The sequence below is a fragment of the Phaeobacter sp. G2 genome (assembly GCA_025163595.1).
GTDB lineage: Bacteria > Pseudomonadota > Alphaproteobacteria > Rhodobacterales > Rhodobacteraceae > Pseudophaeobacter.
The window spans coordinates 1,365,358-1,380,107 of record CP104100.1 but is presented as its reverse complement, the minus strand read 5'-3'; the positions used below and the strand labels follow the sequence as shown (position 1 = coordinate 1,380,107).

At 61.4% G+C, this 14,750-nt stretch carries 13 protein-coding genes; 6 read left to right on the top strand and 7 right to left on the bottom strand.

Translation table 11 applies throughout. The features are described 5' to 3' along the window. Positions 1–308: 308 nt before the first annotated feature. Positions 309–2,504 (bottom strand): primosomal protein N', encoded by a 2,196-nt coding sequence (locus N1037_06595; protein UWS80680.1) that lies wholly within the window; start codon positions 2,502–2,504, stop codon positions 309–311. 97 nt (positions 2,505–2,601) lie between these two features. Here N1037_06595 and fsa point away from each other — a divergent pair, with 97 nt between their 5' ends. The 3 genes from fsa (at position 2,602) to N1037_06580 (ending at position 5,426) form a co-directional block, all read left to right on the top strand. Next, positions 2,602–3,255, top strand: a complete 654-nt coding sequence (fsa, locus tag N1037_06590; protein UWS80679.1) for a fructose-6-phosphate aldolase — start codon at positions 2,602–2,604, stop codon at positions 3,253–3,255. 380 nt (positions 3,256–3,635) lie between these two features. After that, on the top strand, positions 3,636–4,346 hold the full coding sequence (locus tag N1037_06585) for a DUF484 family protein (GenBank protein UWS80678.1): 711 nt from the start codon (positions 3,636–3,638) through the stop codon (positions 4,344–4,346). A 141-nt stretch (positions 4,347–4,487) separates the two neighbouring features. Then, on the top strand, positions 4,488–5,426 hold the full coding sequence (locus tag N1037_06580) for a tyrosine recombinase XerC (protein UWS80677.1): 939 nt from the start codon (positions 4,488–4,490) through the stop codon (positions 5,424–5,426). A 106-nt stretch (positions 5,427–5,532) separates the two neighbouring features. On the opposite strand, the gene N1037_06575 is transcribed toward N1037_06580, so the two are convergent. Next, complete coding sequence (locus N1037_06575; GenBank protein ID UWS80676.1) at positions 5,533–6,006, bottom strand: class I SAM-dependent methyltransferase; 474 nt, start codon at positions 6,004–6,006, stop codon at positions 5,533–5,535. A 293-nt stretch (positions 6,007–6,299) separates the two neighbouring features. On the opposite strand from N1037_06575, the gene N1037_06570 reads away from it, so the two are divergent. Together N1037_06570 and N1037_06565 are read left to right on the top strand one after the other, a co-directional pair. Continuing rightward, the gene (locus N1037_06570; protein ID UWS80675.1) at positions 6,300–6,521 is read left to right on the top strand and encodes a hypothetical protein; all 222 of its coding nucleotides are present in this window, start codon (positions 6,300–6,302) and stop codon (positions 6,519–6,521) included. A gap of 39 nt (positions 6,522–6,560) precedes the next feature. Continuing rightward, on the top strand, positions 6,561–7,253 hold the full coding sequence (locus N1037_06565; GenBank protein ID UWS80674.1) for a CDP-alcohol phosphatidyltransferase family protein: 693 nt from the start codon (positions 6,561–6,563) through the stop codon (positions 7,251–7,253). A 179-nt stretch (positions 7,254–7,432) separates the two neighbouring features. On the opposite strand, the gene N1037_06560 is transcribed toward N1037_06565, so the two are convergent. Continuing rightward, positions 7,433–7,885, bottom strand: coding sequence for a methylated-DNA--[protein]-cysteine S-methyltransferase (locus N1037_06560; protein ID UWS80673.1), 453 nt, complete (start codon positions 7,883–7,885; stop codon positions 7,433–7,435). A 187-nt stretch (positions 7,886–8,072) separates the two neighbouring features. Between N1037_06560 and N1037_06555 the strand changes: the two genes are divergently transcribed. After that, positions 8,073–8,465 (top strand): hypothetical protein, encoded by a 393-nt coding sequence (locus tag N1037_06555; GenBank protein ID UWS80672.1) that lies wholly within the window; start codon positions 8,073–8,075, stop codon positions 8,463–8,465. Between the two features lie 231 nt (positions 8,466–8,696). Here the strand turns inward: N1037_06555 and ileS are convergent, their stop codons facing one another. The 4 genes from ileS to N1037_06535 form a co-directional block, all read right to left on the bottom strand. After that, a complete protein-coding gene (gene ileS / locus N1037_06550) occupies positions 8,697–11,612 on the bottom strand; it encodes an isoleucine--tRNA ligase (GenBank protein ID UWS80671.1) in 2,916 nt (971 codons plus the stop codon). A gap of 331 nt (positions 11,613–11,943) precedes the next feature. Beyond that, on the bottom strand, positions 11,944–12,420 hold the full coding sequence (locus tag N1037_06545; GenBank protein ID UWS80670.1) for a DUF2269 domain-containing protein: 477 nt from the start codon (positions 12,418–12,420) through the stop codon (positions 11,944–11,946). A gap of 1 nt (position 12,421) precedes the next feature. Next, entirely contained in the window at positions 12,422–13,747 is a 1,326-nt protein-coding gene (locus N1037_06540; GenBank protein UWS80669.1) for an SDR family oxidoreductase, read from the bottom strand. A gap of 180 nt (positions 13,748–13,927) precedes the next feature. Further along, positions 13,928–14,638 (bottom strand): VIT1/CCC1 transporter family protein, encoded by a 711-nt coding sequence (locus N1037_06535; GenBank protein ID UWS80668.1) that lies wholly within the window; start codon positions 14,636–14,638, stop codon positions 13,928–13,930. Between the last annotated feature and the right edge of the window lie 112 nt (positions 14,639–14,750).

Genomic DNA, 14,750 nt, shown 5'->3' with positions numbered 1-14,750 from the left:
CTGGCAGAGGGTCCGGCTCTACAGGTGCAGGTTCCGGGTCAGGCCATTCCAATGTCCCAGAAACGAGATGTCGGCTGGGGTCAAAATTTTGGGTCGCTACACAAAGGTCACACATAGGACTGGGCTCTCGGTTGGTGTTTGTACTTTATTCTGAGCCACTGCCCAGAGACCCGCATGACAGCTTGCCGGCCAGTTCTACTTTTGCAAGAAAATGAGATGAAAATATGGCCGCCGACAAACTTTGGACGAAAGCCTTTCCCCAATTTTAACGACTTTGCCTTACGCCTCAGTAATCCGCTGCCCAGCCTTTAGAAAAAATTCTGCGGGTCAATATCAATGCTGAGCCGCAGATCGCCCTTCATGCGAAAAGGCTGGACCCAACGGCTCAGCGCCTCTTGCAGCGCCACCCCCTTGGCCGCCTTGACCAGTAGTCGTACCCGATGCCGCCCGCGCACCCGGGCAATGGGCGCCGGCGCCGGGCCATACAGCTGCGCCCCCACCTGGCGCAACGGACCATCGTTGCGCGCCAGCGCATTGCCCAGATCAAAAACCTGCGCCAGATCTGATCCCGACAGGATAATCCCCGCCATGCGGCCAAAGGGCGGCACTCCGGCCTCGCGGCGCTGCGCCGCTTCGGCACGCCAGAATTCTTCTTCATCGCCGGTCAGGATAGCGCGGATTACCGGATGCTCTGGTTGAAAGGTCTGCAACAGGGCCTCACCGGGGCGTTCCGCCCGACCCGCCCGGCCCGCCACCTGCCGCATCAATTGAAAGGTGCGCTCCCCGGCCCGCAGGTCTGATCCCTGCAGGCCAAGATCCGCATCGATCACCCCCACAAGGGTCAGCAACGGAAAGTTATGCCCCTTGGCCACCAGCTGGGTGCCCAGGATAATATCGGCCTCCCCCGCTGCGATCTCCTCAATCCGCGCCTTCAACGCCCGCGCCGATGCAAACAGATCCGAGCTCAGCACCGCAATGCGCGCCTCAGGAAACAGCGCTGCCGCCTCCTCCCCCAGACGTTCGATGCCCGGCCCAACCGGCGCCATCTTGCCCTCCACCTGACAGGAGGGACAGCTCTCGGGCACCGGCTTGGTCTCGCCGCACTGATGGCACATCAGCCGTTTCATAAACCGGTGTTCCACCATGCGGGCATCGCAATTGTCGCAGGCCACCTGGGTGCCGCAGGCCCGGCAGATCGTAACCGGCGCAAAGCCACGCCGGTTCAGAAACAACAGCGACTGCTCGCCGCGCTGCATCCGCAGGGCCATCGCCTGTTTCAAGGTCGGAGAAATCCAGGTGGCCGGCGCCAGATCCTCAGCCCGCATATCCACCGCCTTCATGACCGGCAGCACCGCCGAGCCAAAGCGCGCCGTCAGATCAACGCGCTTGTACTTTCCGGCCTCCGCATTGCTCCAGGTCTCCAGACTGGGGGTGGCCGAGGCCAGCACCACCTGCGCCGAGCACATCGCCGCGCGCAGCACCGACATATCGCGGGCGTTATACAACACGCCTTCTTCCTGCTTGTAGGCGGTGTCATGTTCCTCATCGACAATGATAAGGCCAAGATCGCGAAACGGCAAAAACAACGCCGAGCGCGCCCCGATCACCAGCTGCGCATTGCCCTGGCCGACCATGCGCCAAACCCGGCGGCGCTCGGTCATGGTGGCACCGGAATGCCATTCTGCCGGGGTGGCGCCAAAGCGCTGCTCCACCCGTTTCAAAAACTCCGCCGTCAGGGCAATTTCCGGCAGCAGTACCAGGGCCTGCCGCCCCCTGCGCAGACAGGCCGCCACCGCCTCCAGATAGACCTCGGTCTTGCCCGACCCGGTGACACCTTTCAGCAGGGTGGTGCCATAGCTGCCGCTCTGTACCCCTTCAGACAGGGTGGCGGCGGCGCGGCTCTGGTCTTCGGTCAGATCCTTGCTGGGACGGTTGGGATCGAGGGCCGGATAGGGCAGATCGCGGGGCGTTTCCTCTTCGCGCAGCGCCCCCTGCCCCACCAGGCCTTTGACCACCGAAGGCGTCACCCCGGCCATATCCGCCAGCTCCTTGGGCGTAAACGCCATGCCGCCGAACTCTTCCATCACCGCCAGCACCTTGGCCCGTGCCGGGGTCATCCGGTCCGGTTGCGTGTCGCCCAGCCGCAACACTTTGCGCATGGACGGCGGGTCCGACAGGCCGGGCGCGCGGGTGGCCAGCCGCAGCATCATCGACATCGGGGTCAGCGTATAATCGGCGGCCTTGCTCAGAAACTGGCGCATCTCATCGCGCATCGGCGCCAGATCCAGCACCCGGATGACACTGCGCAGCTTGGCCGAATCAAAATTGCCGCTCCCCGCGCCCCAGATCACCCCCAGAACTTTGCGCGGTCCCAGCGGCACCTCGACAAAGGCACCGCGAAAACAGCCGCCCTCGGGGGCGCGATAATCCAAAAGCCGATCAAGAGGTTGCGCGGTCAGCACCGCCACCCTGTCGCCCTGATGGAAAAATTCCTGCCCGCTCACCTGTACCGCCTCCAAACCTCGGGGCTTTTTAATGCCCGCGCCATGCGCTAAAGGCTAGCGCAATCCAGGCCAAACTTTCCCAAAAGGATCCCCGCCGATGAAATTCTTTGTAGATACCGCCGAAATCGACGCCATTGCCGAACTCAACGACCTTGGCATGGTGGATGGTGTGACCACCAACCCCTCGCTGATCAAAAAATCCGGCCGTGACATTATCGAGGTCACCAAAGAGATCTGCGCCATGGTCACCGGCCCGGTTTCTGCCGAGGTCACCGCGACAGACGCCGAAACCATGATCGCCGAGGGCCGCAAACTGGTCGAGATCGCCGAAAACATCGCCGTCAAAGTGCCACTGACATGGGATGGCTTGAAGGCCTGCAAGGTCCTGTCCGACGACGGCCATATGGTCAATGTGACGCTCTGCTTCTCCGCCAATCAGGCGCTGATCGCCGCCAAGGCCGGTGCCACTTTCATCTCGCCTTTCATTGGCCGCCTGGACGATATCAACCTCGACGGCATGGAGCTGATCAATGATATCCGCCAGATCTATGACAACTACGGCTTTGATACCGAAATCCTCGCCGCCTCGATCCGCTCGGCCAACCATATCCTCGACAGCGCCCTGATTGGCGCCGATGTGATCACCGCGCCCCCCGCCGTGATCAAGTCCCTGGCCAACCACCCGCTGACCGACAAGGGGCTTGCCACCTTCCTTGAGGACATCAAGGCAGCCGACATCAAAATCCTGTAGCAACAGCGCCAGGACTTTTGGGGTCGCCGGGATTTTCGGGGTCCGGGATTTTTGGGGTCAAGGGGCGCCACTTTGGCGCCCACGCGCCAGCGTGGCTCGCCCTTGAGGCCGCAAATTCCCTGACAAAATAGATGCGGCGCGTTTAAGGGCAGTCCTGCCCTTAAACCGCTTCTCAGCCCCTTTTCTTTCTTTTTGCGCCGGGCGCAGCCCGGCGCCCGGCCCAACTGGGGCAAGGGATCTTTGATCCAGCAGCCCTGGGCGGGAGCTCCCCTTTTTGGGGGGCTTTTCTTCGGCCTTTTCCCGCCCGTAACACATTTTTAGCCACTCTGTTCGAAAACCCGTGTTATAACCCGGTCTCAAAGCCCCACAGAGGTTCAAGAATGAGCAGCACCACAGCCAAACTAGACACGCCCCTGCGCGATGCGATTCTGGCAAAGCCAGACGCGGTTCTCGAAGATCAGGGCCTGATGGATGCCCTGGTTTCGGCCAATGAACGCGCCATGGGCTCCAATATCGTTGACCTGCGTGGCATCGCCATGGAACGGATGGAGGCCCGGCTGGATCGGCTGGAAGACACCCACAGGTCGGTGATTGCGGCGGCCTATGAAAACCTCGCTGGGACGAATCAGATCCATCGCGCTGTTCTGCGGCTGCTGGACCCCACCGATTTTGAGGGCTTTTTGCAGGCGCTCAATGGCGACCTGGCCGAGATCATGCGGGTGGATTCGGTTTCTCTGGTGCTGGAAACCCTGCAGGACGATGGCGGTGCCGCAGCCGCGCGCATGGGCGAGATGCTCAAGGTGGCCAACCCCGGCTTCATCGACAGCTATGCCGGATCGGACCGCGGCGGGCCAGCCCGTCAGGTCACTCTGCGCCAACTGCAGGGCGGCACCAGCCAGATCTATGGCGACAAGGCCGAATGGATCCGCTCCGAAGCCTGCCTGCGGCTGAATCTCGGCGCCGGCCGCCTCCCTGGTCTGTTGGTGCTGGGCTCGGAAGATCCGCATCAATTCACCCCGCAGCACGGCACCGATCTGTTGACCTTTTTTGCCGGCGTCTTTGAACGCGCCATGTGCCGCTGGCTGGCATGACCCTGGCATGAGCCGCCCTGGCCTATCCCGGCGCCCCGGCGGCCTTGGATCTGCCGCGCGGCGCTGCATGCCACCAAAACATGTGAACTCAGGTGCTTTGGCGCGGCCTATGCCGGGTGGGATGCTGAGGGGGGCACCAAGATGAGCACGCCAGAGGCGCAGATGTTGATCTCTCCGGCTTGCCGTGATGCGCTACAGCTCTGGCTGCAGGGCATAAGTGCGCTGGACGGGGCTGCGGCCAATACCATCAGCGCCTATCAGGGCGATCTCAGCGGCTTTCTCGCCTTTATGACCCGGCACACTGGCGCGCCGCAGGGGCTTGGCGCACTGGCGCGGATCACCACCTCGGACATGCGCGCCTGGATGGCACAGGAGCGCAACTCTGGCACCGGAGCGCGCTCGCTGGCGCGCAAGCTCTCTGCGGTGAAAAGCTTTTATCGCTGGCTGGCAGACCGGGAAGGGTTTGAGCCCACCGCCGTTTTGGCAGCACGGGCGCCAAAGTTTCAAAAGAAACTGCCCCGCCCGCTGGACCAGGATGCCGCCCGCGCGGTCATCGAGACCGTCGAGCTGCAGTCCGGCACAGATTGGATCGCGGCGCGAGATGTCGCCGTGGTGACGCTGCTATACGGCTGTGGGCTGCGTATTTCCGAGGCCCTGTCCCTGACCGGCAAGGCCGCCCCCCTGCCGGCCAGCCTGCGCATTCTGGGCAAGGGCGGCAAGGAACGGCTGGTGCCGGTCATCGACGCTGCCCGCGAAGCCGTGCAGCGCTACCTCGCCCTGTCGCCCTATCCCAAAGACGACGACGGGCCGCTGTTTCGCGGCCTGCGTGGTGGCGCGCTCAATCCCCGCCAGATCCAGGGCGCCATGGCCCAGGCCCGGGCGCAGCTGGGGTTGCCTGCCAGTGCCACCCCCCATGCCCTGCGCCACAGCTTTGCCACCCATCTGTTGGAAGCCGGTGGCGATCTGCGCTCCATCCAGGAACTTTTGGGCCATGCCTCGCTGTCGACAACGCAGGCCTATACCGCTGTGGATACCGCCCATCTGATGGCGGTCTACAACCGCAGCCACCCCAAGGCCTGATCCGGCGCTTGGCGATACGCCCCGGACCTCAGGCTGATCGCGAATACTGCCCCCTCAAACAGGCCCCTCAAACTGGCCTGCCAAACTGGCCCTGAGATCCGGCCTGTTATAGTTTTTGGAACACACACCACGTACAGGCCTGCGCCTGCCCCGTCGGGGTGCCATGGGTCTCGGCCCAGCTGTGCACCAGATCATAGCTCTCCCCCAGCTGGCTCTGCAGCCCGTCGGGCGCACCGCCGGCGAGAATCACATGACCTTTGTGCGGCACCGCAGCACCCAGGGCCTGCAGGTAAGCCTGGCGATCCTGGTCCTCGGTCAGAAAGCGAAACACCGCCCGGTCGTGCCAGATGTCCCACTGCCGGTGGGGCTGCCACCGGGTAACATCTTTTGCGATCCAGGCCACTTTGCGCCTGTCAGCACCAAGCCGGACACGGGCCAAGGTCAGGACGCGTTTCGACAGATCCAGAACCGTCACATCATGGCGGCGCTGCTCCACCAGGGCGCCCGCCAGGCGAGAGCTTCCCCCGCCGATATCAATGATCGACAGGGCTTGGCCACCACAGAGCGCAATCGCACTCAAGGATGGCCTCGGGTCGTTCTGAAACCAGCTTGCCGATTCGGTTTTCCGTGCCTCATAGATCCTGTCCCAATGATACGCGCTTTGCCCCATTAAAAGCCCCGTCTTTTGCCTGCACTATGGCACTCCAGCAGATAAATTCCATTATTGGAATTTGATTTGTGCAGCAGCGATCCCGGAGGAAAGCGGGCGGTGACATTGCTAAAATTCGAGATAAGTTCTGCCTCCGGCTGCATCTGTGGTTAACGCCTTGCCGCTTATCTGAAGCCTCCTCTTGCTCCAGAAAGGATGCTCAGTTGACTGTACAGACTCTTGCGTTTCATCCCGCCCCTGCTTGCCCCGCCCCGGCCCCGTCGCAGATCCACATTCCGCGTCTGCCCCATCGCATTCGCCGGTCCGATCTGCCCCAGCCAGATTCGCCCAAGGCAAAAATGATCTTGCTTGCTGCGCAAGATGAGGCCCACGACACGGTGATGATGGGCCTGCAACGTCAGGAATACCCCACTTGGTTGCACTGAGGTCTTGCAGGCGTCGGTGAAATTCGCCATCACGAGATTATGACACCACAGTTTCGCGCCCTCTCCGTTCACCTGCTCACCGCCACAGGTGCTGTTTTTGCAATGCTTTCCATGCTGGCCGCAGCGGAGGCCAAATGGAGTTTGATGTTCGTTTGGCTGGTTGTGGCCTTTGCGGTGGATGGCGTTGATGGACCATTGGCGCGACATTATCAGGTTGGTCGCTATGCACCGCAATTTGACGGCGTGCTGCTGGATCTGATCATCGACTACCTGACCTATGTCTTTATCCCGGCCTTTGCCCTGTTCCAATCCGGGCTGATGTCGGGCTGGACTGGCTGGTTTGCCATTATTGTCATCACCTTTGCCAGCGCGATGTATTTTGCCGACACCCGAATGAAGACCAAGGACAATTCCTTTTCCGGCTTTCCAGGCTGCTGGAACATGCTGGTGCTGGTGATCTTTGCCCTGGAACCCAGCCATTGGACCATACTGGTGCTGGTGACTCTGCTGTCTATTGCCATGTTCCTGCCCCTGAAGTTCATTCATCCCGTGCGCACCGAGCGCTGGCGCCGGGTCTCGCTTCCGGTCGCCCTGGCCTGGACTTTTTTTGCCGGCTGGGCCGCCTGGGTGGATTTCCACCCGGAAAGCTGGGCGCATTGGGGCTTGGTTGTGACCTCTGTCTATCTGTTGTTTGTCGGCATTGCGCAGCAGATCTTTCCGCAGCGTGACTGACCTTCCACTTTGCGTGACTGGCCTCCCACTTTGCGTCCTGCCAAAGCCAGCCCCTGTTTGCAGCGGTGTAATATAAAAGAGACCAACCCCTCTGTGCTGTGACTGAGTCAAAGCACATGCCCGCCGGAACGTTGGTGCAAAGACACAAACCAGAGGTCGCATTGGGGGCGCGCAAAGCCTCAGATCAGTAAGCTGGCAGCGCCTTCGTGTTTGAGCAGGGCTATTTTTGTCTCAATCCCCGTGCCGCCAGAAAACCCGCCCAGGCCCTCTGCCGCCAGAACCCGGTGGCAGGGAATGATTACCGGGATTGGATTGGCGCCACAGGCATTGCCCACGGGTTGAGGCGGGATGTTCAGCTCCTTGGAAATATCACCATAGGTCCTGGTCTGCCCCATGGGAATTGCCAGCATTGCCGCGCAGACCGCCTGCTGGAACGCCGATCCGGCAATATGCAATGGCAGATCAAAACGATGCAGCTCCCGGGCAAAATAGGCTCTGAGCTGGTCTATGGCGCGGTCCAGGAGCGCGGTTCTGGATTGTTCCTGCGGCCCCCAGCGCAGGCCGGTTATCGCCCCATCGGTCTCTGTCACGCTCAATATTCCGACAAATGTATCAATCTGGGCCGACGGCATTGCAGATGCTCCGTAAGGATAAGGACGGTTTCCTGCACTAGGGCATAGTTTTGGGGCGTAAATACAGAGTAAATTCGCACTTTCGTATAGGTCGCTAACCTAATTCCTCCGAACCGTGACCCAAGGGGGGGCGTCAATTTTGATAAAACTCTGTTAAAACAAGTTCAGAAAGAATGGATGGGTTAAGATGATGATCTCTGCAATTGGTTCAAATCTCAATGTCAGCAACCTTGCCGCTTCTTACAAGGCAGGCGTTCCTGAAATGGATGCAAGTCTTAACGAAGGTAAGACCCAAGGAATGGATCGGGCCATCCAGCGTGAAACAGCGCTGAAGGCGGCAGAGAAAGCCCAGCAATCCGAAATGGGCACCCCCCAGTCAGCAGGCCCGGCCCTAGAAGCGGCAAGAAACAAGGCCCTGGGCCGTGTCAGCTATGCCGAACAGGCAATGTTGGCGCAGTTCCTGGCTCTGACCTCGAACCATGCCCCGGGTCCAAAACCTGTCAGCAGCCTGATGGCAGAAGACAGCTATCGCGCCGCGCGCAGCCAAGCTGTGGCTGCGGTTGATGGAGCCTCTCTGTAACGCCCTCCACATCAGAACCCTCCCGCGTATTACGACCTCTCTCTCCTTCCCCTCCAGACAAGAAAACCTGCCGCGCATGGCGCGACAGGTTTTTTTTGTTCGCCCGGCCCAAGCTGCGAGTCGCACCGCAGATTGGGGGCCGTTTTATGGGTGGCCGGCAGCACCAGGCTGCCAGACACGTTTTGAGTTCAGACCCTTATACGATTGGGCCCGTATATACTGAGGCGCGCCTCAGCTCAGGGCTGTATCGCAGCGGCCGCAGAGGCCGGCGTGGGAATGGCTGCCAACATCCGGCAGGATTTTCCAGCAGCGCTGGCACTTGTCGCCTTCGGCTTTTTCAAAGACCACCGAGATACCGTCGACTTCGGGCATACGGAAGGCCTCTGCCGGCGCCGGGTCAGTGGTGAGGGAGATGTCGGAGGTGATGCAGATATCGGCAAAGTTCACCGATTTCAGCAGGGCCAGCACCTCTGGATCACGCACATGCACCACCGGATTTGCCTCCAGCGAGGCACCAATCACCTTGTCGATACGCTGCAGTTCGAGTGCAGCTGTCACCACCCGGCGGGCCTGACGGATCTGCGCCCATTTGGCCGAAAGCGGCTCGTTCAGCCAATCTGCCGGGGTATCGGGGATATCTACCAGATGCACCGAGCTGTCCTCGCCGGGGAAACGCTCCAGCCAGACTTCTTCCATGGTGAACACCAGGATTGGCGCCAGCCAGGTGGTCAGACGGTGAAACAGGATATCAAGCACGGTCCGGGCGGCGCGGGCATTCAGCGTGTCGCCGTCACAATACAGCGCATCCTTGCGCACATCAAAGTAGAAGGCGGAAAGGTCGACGGTGGCAAAGGTAAAGATCGCCTGCCACACCCCGTTGAAATCAAAGGCTTTATAGCCGTTGCGGACCTGGTGATCCAGCTCGGCCAGACGGTGCAACACCCATTGCTCCAGCTCGGGCATATCCGCAGCATCAACGCGCTGATCATCGGTGAAATCATGCAGCGAGCCCAGCATATAGCGCATGGTGTTGCGCAAGCGACGATAGCTGTCGGCGGTGCCTTTCAGGATCTCAGGGCCGATGCGCTGATCCGAGGTATAATCGGTCTGCGCCACCCAGAGCCGCAGGATATCGGCGCCGTACTGTTTGACGATCTCCTCAGGCACGATGGTATTGCCCAGAGATTTGGACATCTTGTTGCCCTTGCCATCCAGGGTAAACCCATGGGTAACAACGTTTTTATAGGGTGCACGGCCCTTGGTGCCGCAGGCCTGCAACAAGGAGGAGTGGAACCAGCCCCGGTGTTGGTCGGTGCCTTCCATATAGACATCGGCAATACCATCTTCGGTGCCGTCTTTGCGGTCGCGCAGCACAAAGGCATGGGTCGAGCCGGAATCAAACCAAACGTCGAGCACGTCGAACACCTGCTCCCACTCGTCCGCATTGTAATCCGATCCCAGGAAACGTTCCTTGGCACCGTCCAGATACCAGGCATCGGCGCCTTCGGTTTCAAAGGCTGCAACGATACGGGCATTCACCGCGTCATCGCGCAGCAAAAAGCCCTCATCCGTGGGCAGCAGACCCTTTTTCACAAAGCAGGTCAGCGGCACGCCCCAGGCGCGCTGGCGCGACAGTACCCAGTCAGGGCGGGCTTCGATCATGGAATAAAGCCGGTTACGGCCCTTTTGCGGCGTCCATTTCACCAGCTCGTCGATCGAGCGCAGGGCGCGTTCGCGGATGGTTGTGCCCATCTCGTCCTGACCGTCGCCCACCGCGCGATCCACGCTGGCAAACCACTGGGGTGTGTTGCGATAGATGATCGGTGCCTTGGAGCGCCAGCTGTGCGGGTAGCTGTGCTTGATCTTGCCACGGGCCAGCAAGCCGCCGACCTCGACCAGCTTGTCGATTACGGCCTTGTTGGCATCGCCCTCGCCGCCCTTGCGGTTAAGGATGTATTTGCCACCAAAGAACGGCAGATCGGCGCGAAAGCCGCCATCATCCATGACGTTATAGGTGATCACCTGCTCCAGCATGCCCAGATCACGGTAGAGCTCAAATTCCTCCATCCCGTGGCTTGGCGCGCAGTGCACAAAGCCGGTGCCTTCTTCGTCGGTCACAAAAGGCGCGGCGCGGAAATCACGCGGCGCATCCCATTCGCCATTGCTGCCGTCGGCGCCAGCCAGCGGGTGCGACAGTTGCAGCGGTGCCAGCTCATCCGCTGGCACGGTGCGCACGCGGCTATACTGGCCCTCGGCCAGGCGGGCGCGGGACATCACGTCAACGGCCAGTTTGTCGGCCAGGATGAAGCGATCGCCTTTGGCGGCCCAGCATTCTTCCGGCGCGTCGGTGACCTCGTAGAGGCCGTAATCAAAGCTATCGCCATACACGACGGCCTTGTTGGACGGCATGGTCCAGGGGGTGGTGGTCCAGATCACCACATGGGCGCCTGCCAGATCTTCAGATCCGCCGGTAACGGCAAACTTCACCCAGACGGTAAAGCTCTCCTTGTCGTGGTATTCTACCTCGGCCTCGGCCAGGGCGGTTTTTTCCACCGGCGACCACATCACCGGTTTGGAGCCCTGATACAGCGTGCCGTTCATCAGGAACTTCTGGAACTCCGCCGCGATCACCGCCTCGGCATGGAAATCCATCGTGAGGTACGGATCAGCCCAGTTGCCGGTGATGCCCAGGCGCTTGAACTCTTCGCGCTGGATATCCACCCATTGGTCGGCAAAGGCGCGGCATTCCTGGCGGAACTCCACCACATCCACGGCATCTTTGTTCTTGCCCTTCTTGCGGTACTGCTCTTCGATCTTCCACTCGATCGGTAACCCGTGGCAATCCCAGCCCGGCACGTAGCGCGAGTCAAAGCCCATCATCTGGTGCGAGCGCACGATCATGTCCTTGATGGTCTTGTTCAGCGCATGACCAATGTGCAGATGGCCGTTAGCGTAGGGCGGGCCGTCATGCAGCGTGAAAGGCGTGCGCCCTGTCTTTTCGCGCAGCCGGTCATAGACGCCGATCTTGGCCCAGCGCTCCAGCCAGTGGGGCTCGCGCTTGGGCAGGCCTGCGCGCATGGGGAAATCGGTCTTGGGCAGGTTCAGGGTCTGTTTGTATTCGGGGGTATCAGCAGTGTCGGCGCACATGGGTGGCGTCCTTTGGATAATCGGTTCGGAAATCGGGTTATTCGGTTCGGCGCGATGGCTCAAGCGCCTTTGCCCGGCGTCTCATGTGATCAGAGCGCCGGGGATATAATTCGAATAATGATGGCCAGGATATTGGACATGCAGGCGTTATAGGCCGACTACGCCCCGGGGTAAAGCGGGGTTCTACCAACGCTGAATGTCGCAGCCTGGCAACAGACTTCAGGCTAGATTGCGGCTCCCTTGTTCGCTCAGGTCTCAGCCCATCGGTTTGATTTCTGGCAAACCCGCTTGCACCGACATGCCTGCGACGCCCTGCCAGAGGCACAGAGCTTCAAAAGCCTATATCGGGGCGCGCCAGCATCAGCCAGACGATGGCCAATACGGCTGCAAAGGCGGGAAAGCCGCAGGCAAACCAGATGCGAAACAGGCGATGGTATGTGGCTGGGAGCCCGGCCCCTGTGGTCGCCGCCGCGCGCGCAAGATTGCGAAGCCGGATTTGGATCCACACCACCGGCAGCCAAAACAGCCCCGTCAGCAGATACAGGCCCAGCGACAGCAGAATCCAACCTTCCCACAGGCTCCACTCCAGCGCATGTGCCAGCAAAGCACCGGTCACCGGCTGCACCACCACGGCCGTGGTGGTAAACAAGAGATCGGCCAGCACAACCACCCCGGCGGTATGGGCAATTATCCGGGGGTCCGCGCTGCGATGCGCCATCACCATAAAAAAGGCGATACCAGCGCCGGTGCCAAGCAGGGTACAGGCGCCCAGCACATGCAGCCAGCGCAGGATCAGGTCATACTCCACCTTAACGCTCCTGCAGCAGTTGATGGGTGATCAGGGCCAGCATCAGCCCCGGCAATGTCTTGACCAATGGACCCAGCGGATCGCTCCACATCTGCGGCGTCACCAGGCTGGCAGCGCCAAGGTAAAACAGCGTCACAGCCACCATGCCAAGACAGGCCTGCCGTGCCCGGGGGCGCCACAACAGCGCCAGTGCCAGGGCGATATCAACCCCCGCCCAAAAGGCCACACTGGTGCGGGACAGGCCGGGGCTCCAGCCAGCTGCTGTCAGATGCAGTGCTGCGCTGTCGAGCTGCCACAGGGCGATGATGCCGGATAAAAACCAAAACAGGCTCAGCAGCGCCACCGCAAAGGGCATGCAAAGCAGCATCCGCGCTTCCAGCCGGTGCTCCCGCCCCGCCCGCATCTCGCCCAGGATCTGTGGCAGGGCAGCCACCCCCTGCCCGGTCGCTTGGCGGTAGGGGGCGGGATCGCCAGCGATGCCCTGTTCCAGCACCTGAACCGCAGTGCGGCGCAGCGGCGAGCGCCAGCCCAAATAACCCAGCACATCCGCCCCCCGGGTGGTCAGCCACAGCAGCGGGCGCGGCAGCAAAATCTGCCAGCGCGCCGGGGCAAAACCCAGCCAGGCCCGGGTCTGCCGCAGGATCTCTTGCAGGCTGTGCGGCTGATCCTCCACCAAATCATAGCTGCCCGGCGGCAGCGCGGCCCGCGCCGCCTGACAGACAGCAGTGGCCACCGCCTCCAGACCGACAGATTGGATTTGTGCCTGGCCCAGTGCCACGGGTTGCACCACAGGCATGGCCGCCAGCATCCGCAACAACGCAGTGCCGCCAAAAGCACCCTGACCAAGAACCAGCCCAGGTTTCAGCACCCAGATATTGGTGCGGTCGGCCTGTTTCACCACCGCCGCATCTGCAGCCGCCTTGCTGCGCATAAATTCTGTGGCGCTGTCAGCACAGGCCCCCGTAGCAGAAATCTGCACTAGGCCAGTCCCCGTGTCGCCACAGGCCACCGCCAAAGCGGCAATCGCCAGATGCTGCACCTGATCCAGCTCTGCCGTCGAGGCCTGCAATTGCCCCGCTGCGTTCACCACCAGATCATAGCCCCTGATCACCGCCAGCCAGTCCTGCGCCTTTGCAAAACTGCGCAGATCTCCGGGGACAAACGCCACCCCCGGCGCGACGCGCTCTGCCATTTTGCCATCACGGCCAAAGACCGCAACCGCGCAGCCCGCCCGGATCAGCGCCCGCACCAGCGCGGCGCCAATAAACCCATAGCCCCCAAGGACCAAAACCCGAGGTCCTGTACTGGGGGTGGTGCTCTTGGCCATTGTCATGAATTTCCATTGAATCAGCCCCGGCAAGCTGGCGCAGCGTCGGGGTTTTGTCCAGCGCACAAGACCGCCTGTGACACCTGCGCACACCAGTTTAGGAAAGTCCGAAGCAAGGTTAGCAGATCGCTAATTCGTTTCGCACGCGAAACCTTTGGGGTAGTGAACCCCCGGCCTGGCTCAGGCCTGAAACAGGCAGCCCACCCCATAGGCCAATGCCGCAGCTGCGCCGCCAATGGCCAGGGTCTCTGCCCCCGAACGCCACCAGGGCGTCAGGGCCCAATGGCTTTTGAAGGCGCCAATGGCAAAAAAGGTCACCAGCGTCAGCCAGACCGAAATGGTAAAGGCCGATTCCAGCCCCAGCAAAAAGGGTAGCAACGGCACCATTCCCGCCAGCAGAAAGGCCGCAAAGGTAGCCAGCGCCGCGCGCATTGGGTCAGGGTCCACCGGGCTGACGCCATATTCGCCCTCCATCATCAGGTTGATCCAGGCCTCTTTGTCGGCGCAGATCGCATCGGTCGCCGCCTCCAGCACCGGCCCCGACAACCCCTTGAGCCGCAGGATCTCCCGCGCCTCGCCACGCTCACCTTCGGGGTAGGTTTTGATGTGGTTCTCCTCGACCTGACGCAGGCGTTTGAGATCGTCCAGTTCCGCCTTGGTGCCGGAATAATTGCCCGCAGCCATCGAAAACCCATCCGCCAGCACATTGGCCAGCCCCAGCGCCACAATGACAAAGGGCGACAACCCCGCACCCGCCACCCCGGCGACAATTGCGAAGGTGGTGACCGAGCCATCAATGGCACCGTAAACCACATCCCGCAGCACCCCGCGCCCCGGAGGCCTGCCAATGCGATCGCTGATTTCCTGCGGGCTGTGACCGTGATCGACCATGGCGGGCTCCTTCTGTTAGGGCTCCTACATCTAATGGATCCCGGCGCCTGTGCCTTGCGACAGATCAACGCCGCCCCTACCCATCAGCCAAGGAAACCCCTATGTGAGGGCA

Excerpts from the sequence above, each read along its gene's own strand:
- N1037_06580 (UWS80677.1), top strand. The coding sequence starts at position 4,488 with ATGAGCACGCCAGAGGCGCAGATGTTGATCTCTCCGGCTTGCCGTGAT.
- N1037_06555 (UWS80672.1), top strand. The coding sequence starts at position 8,073 with ATGATGATCTCTGCAATTGGTTCAAATCTCAATGTCAGCAACCTTGCC.
- N1037_06565 (UWS80674.1), top strand. The coding sequence starts at position 6,561 with ATGACACCACAGTTTCGCGCCCTCTCCGTTCACCTGCTCACCGCCACA.
- N1037_06535 (UWS80668.1), bottom strand. The coding sequence starts at position 14,638 with ATGGTCGATCACGGTCACAGCCCGCAGGAAATCAGCGATCGCATTGGC.
- N1037_06540 (UWS80669.1), bottom strand. The coding sequence starts at position 13,747 with ATGGCCAAGAGCACCACCCCCAGTACAGGACCTCGGGTTTTGGTCCTT.
- N1037_06560 (UWS80673.1), bottom strand. The coding sequence starts at position 7,885 with ATGCCGTCGGCCCAGATTGATACATTTGTCGGAATATTGAGCGTGACA.
- fsa (UWS80679.1), top strand. The coding sequence starts at position 2,602 with ATGAAATTCTTTGTAGATACCGCCGAAATCGACGCCATTGCCGAACTC.
- ileS (UWS80671.1), bottom strand. The coding sequence starts at position 11,612 with ATGTGCGCCGACACTGCTGATACCCCCGAATACAAACAGACCCTGAAC.
- N1037_06585 (UWS80678.1), top strand. The coding sequence starts at position 3,636 with ATGAGCAGCACCACAGCCAAACTAGACACGCCCCTGCGCGATGCGATT.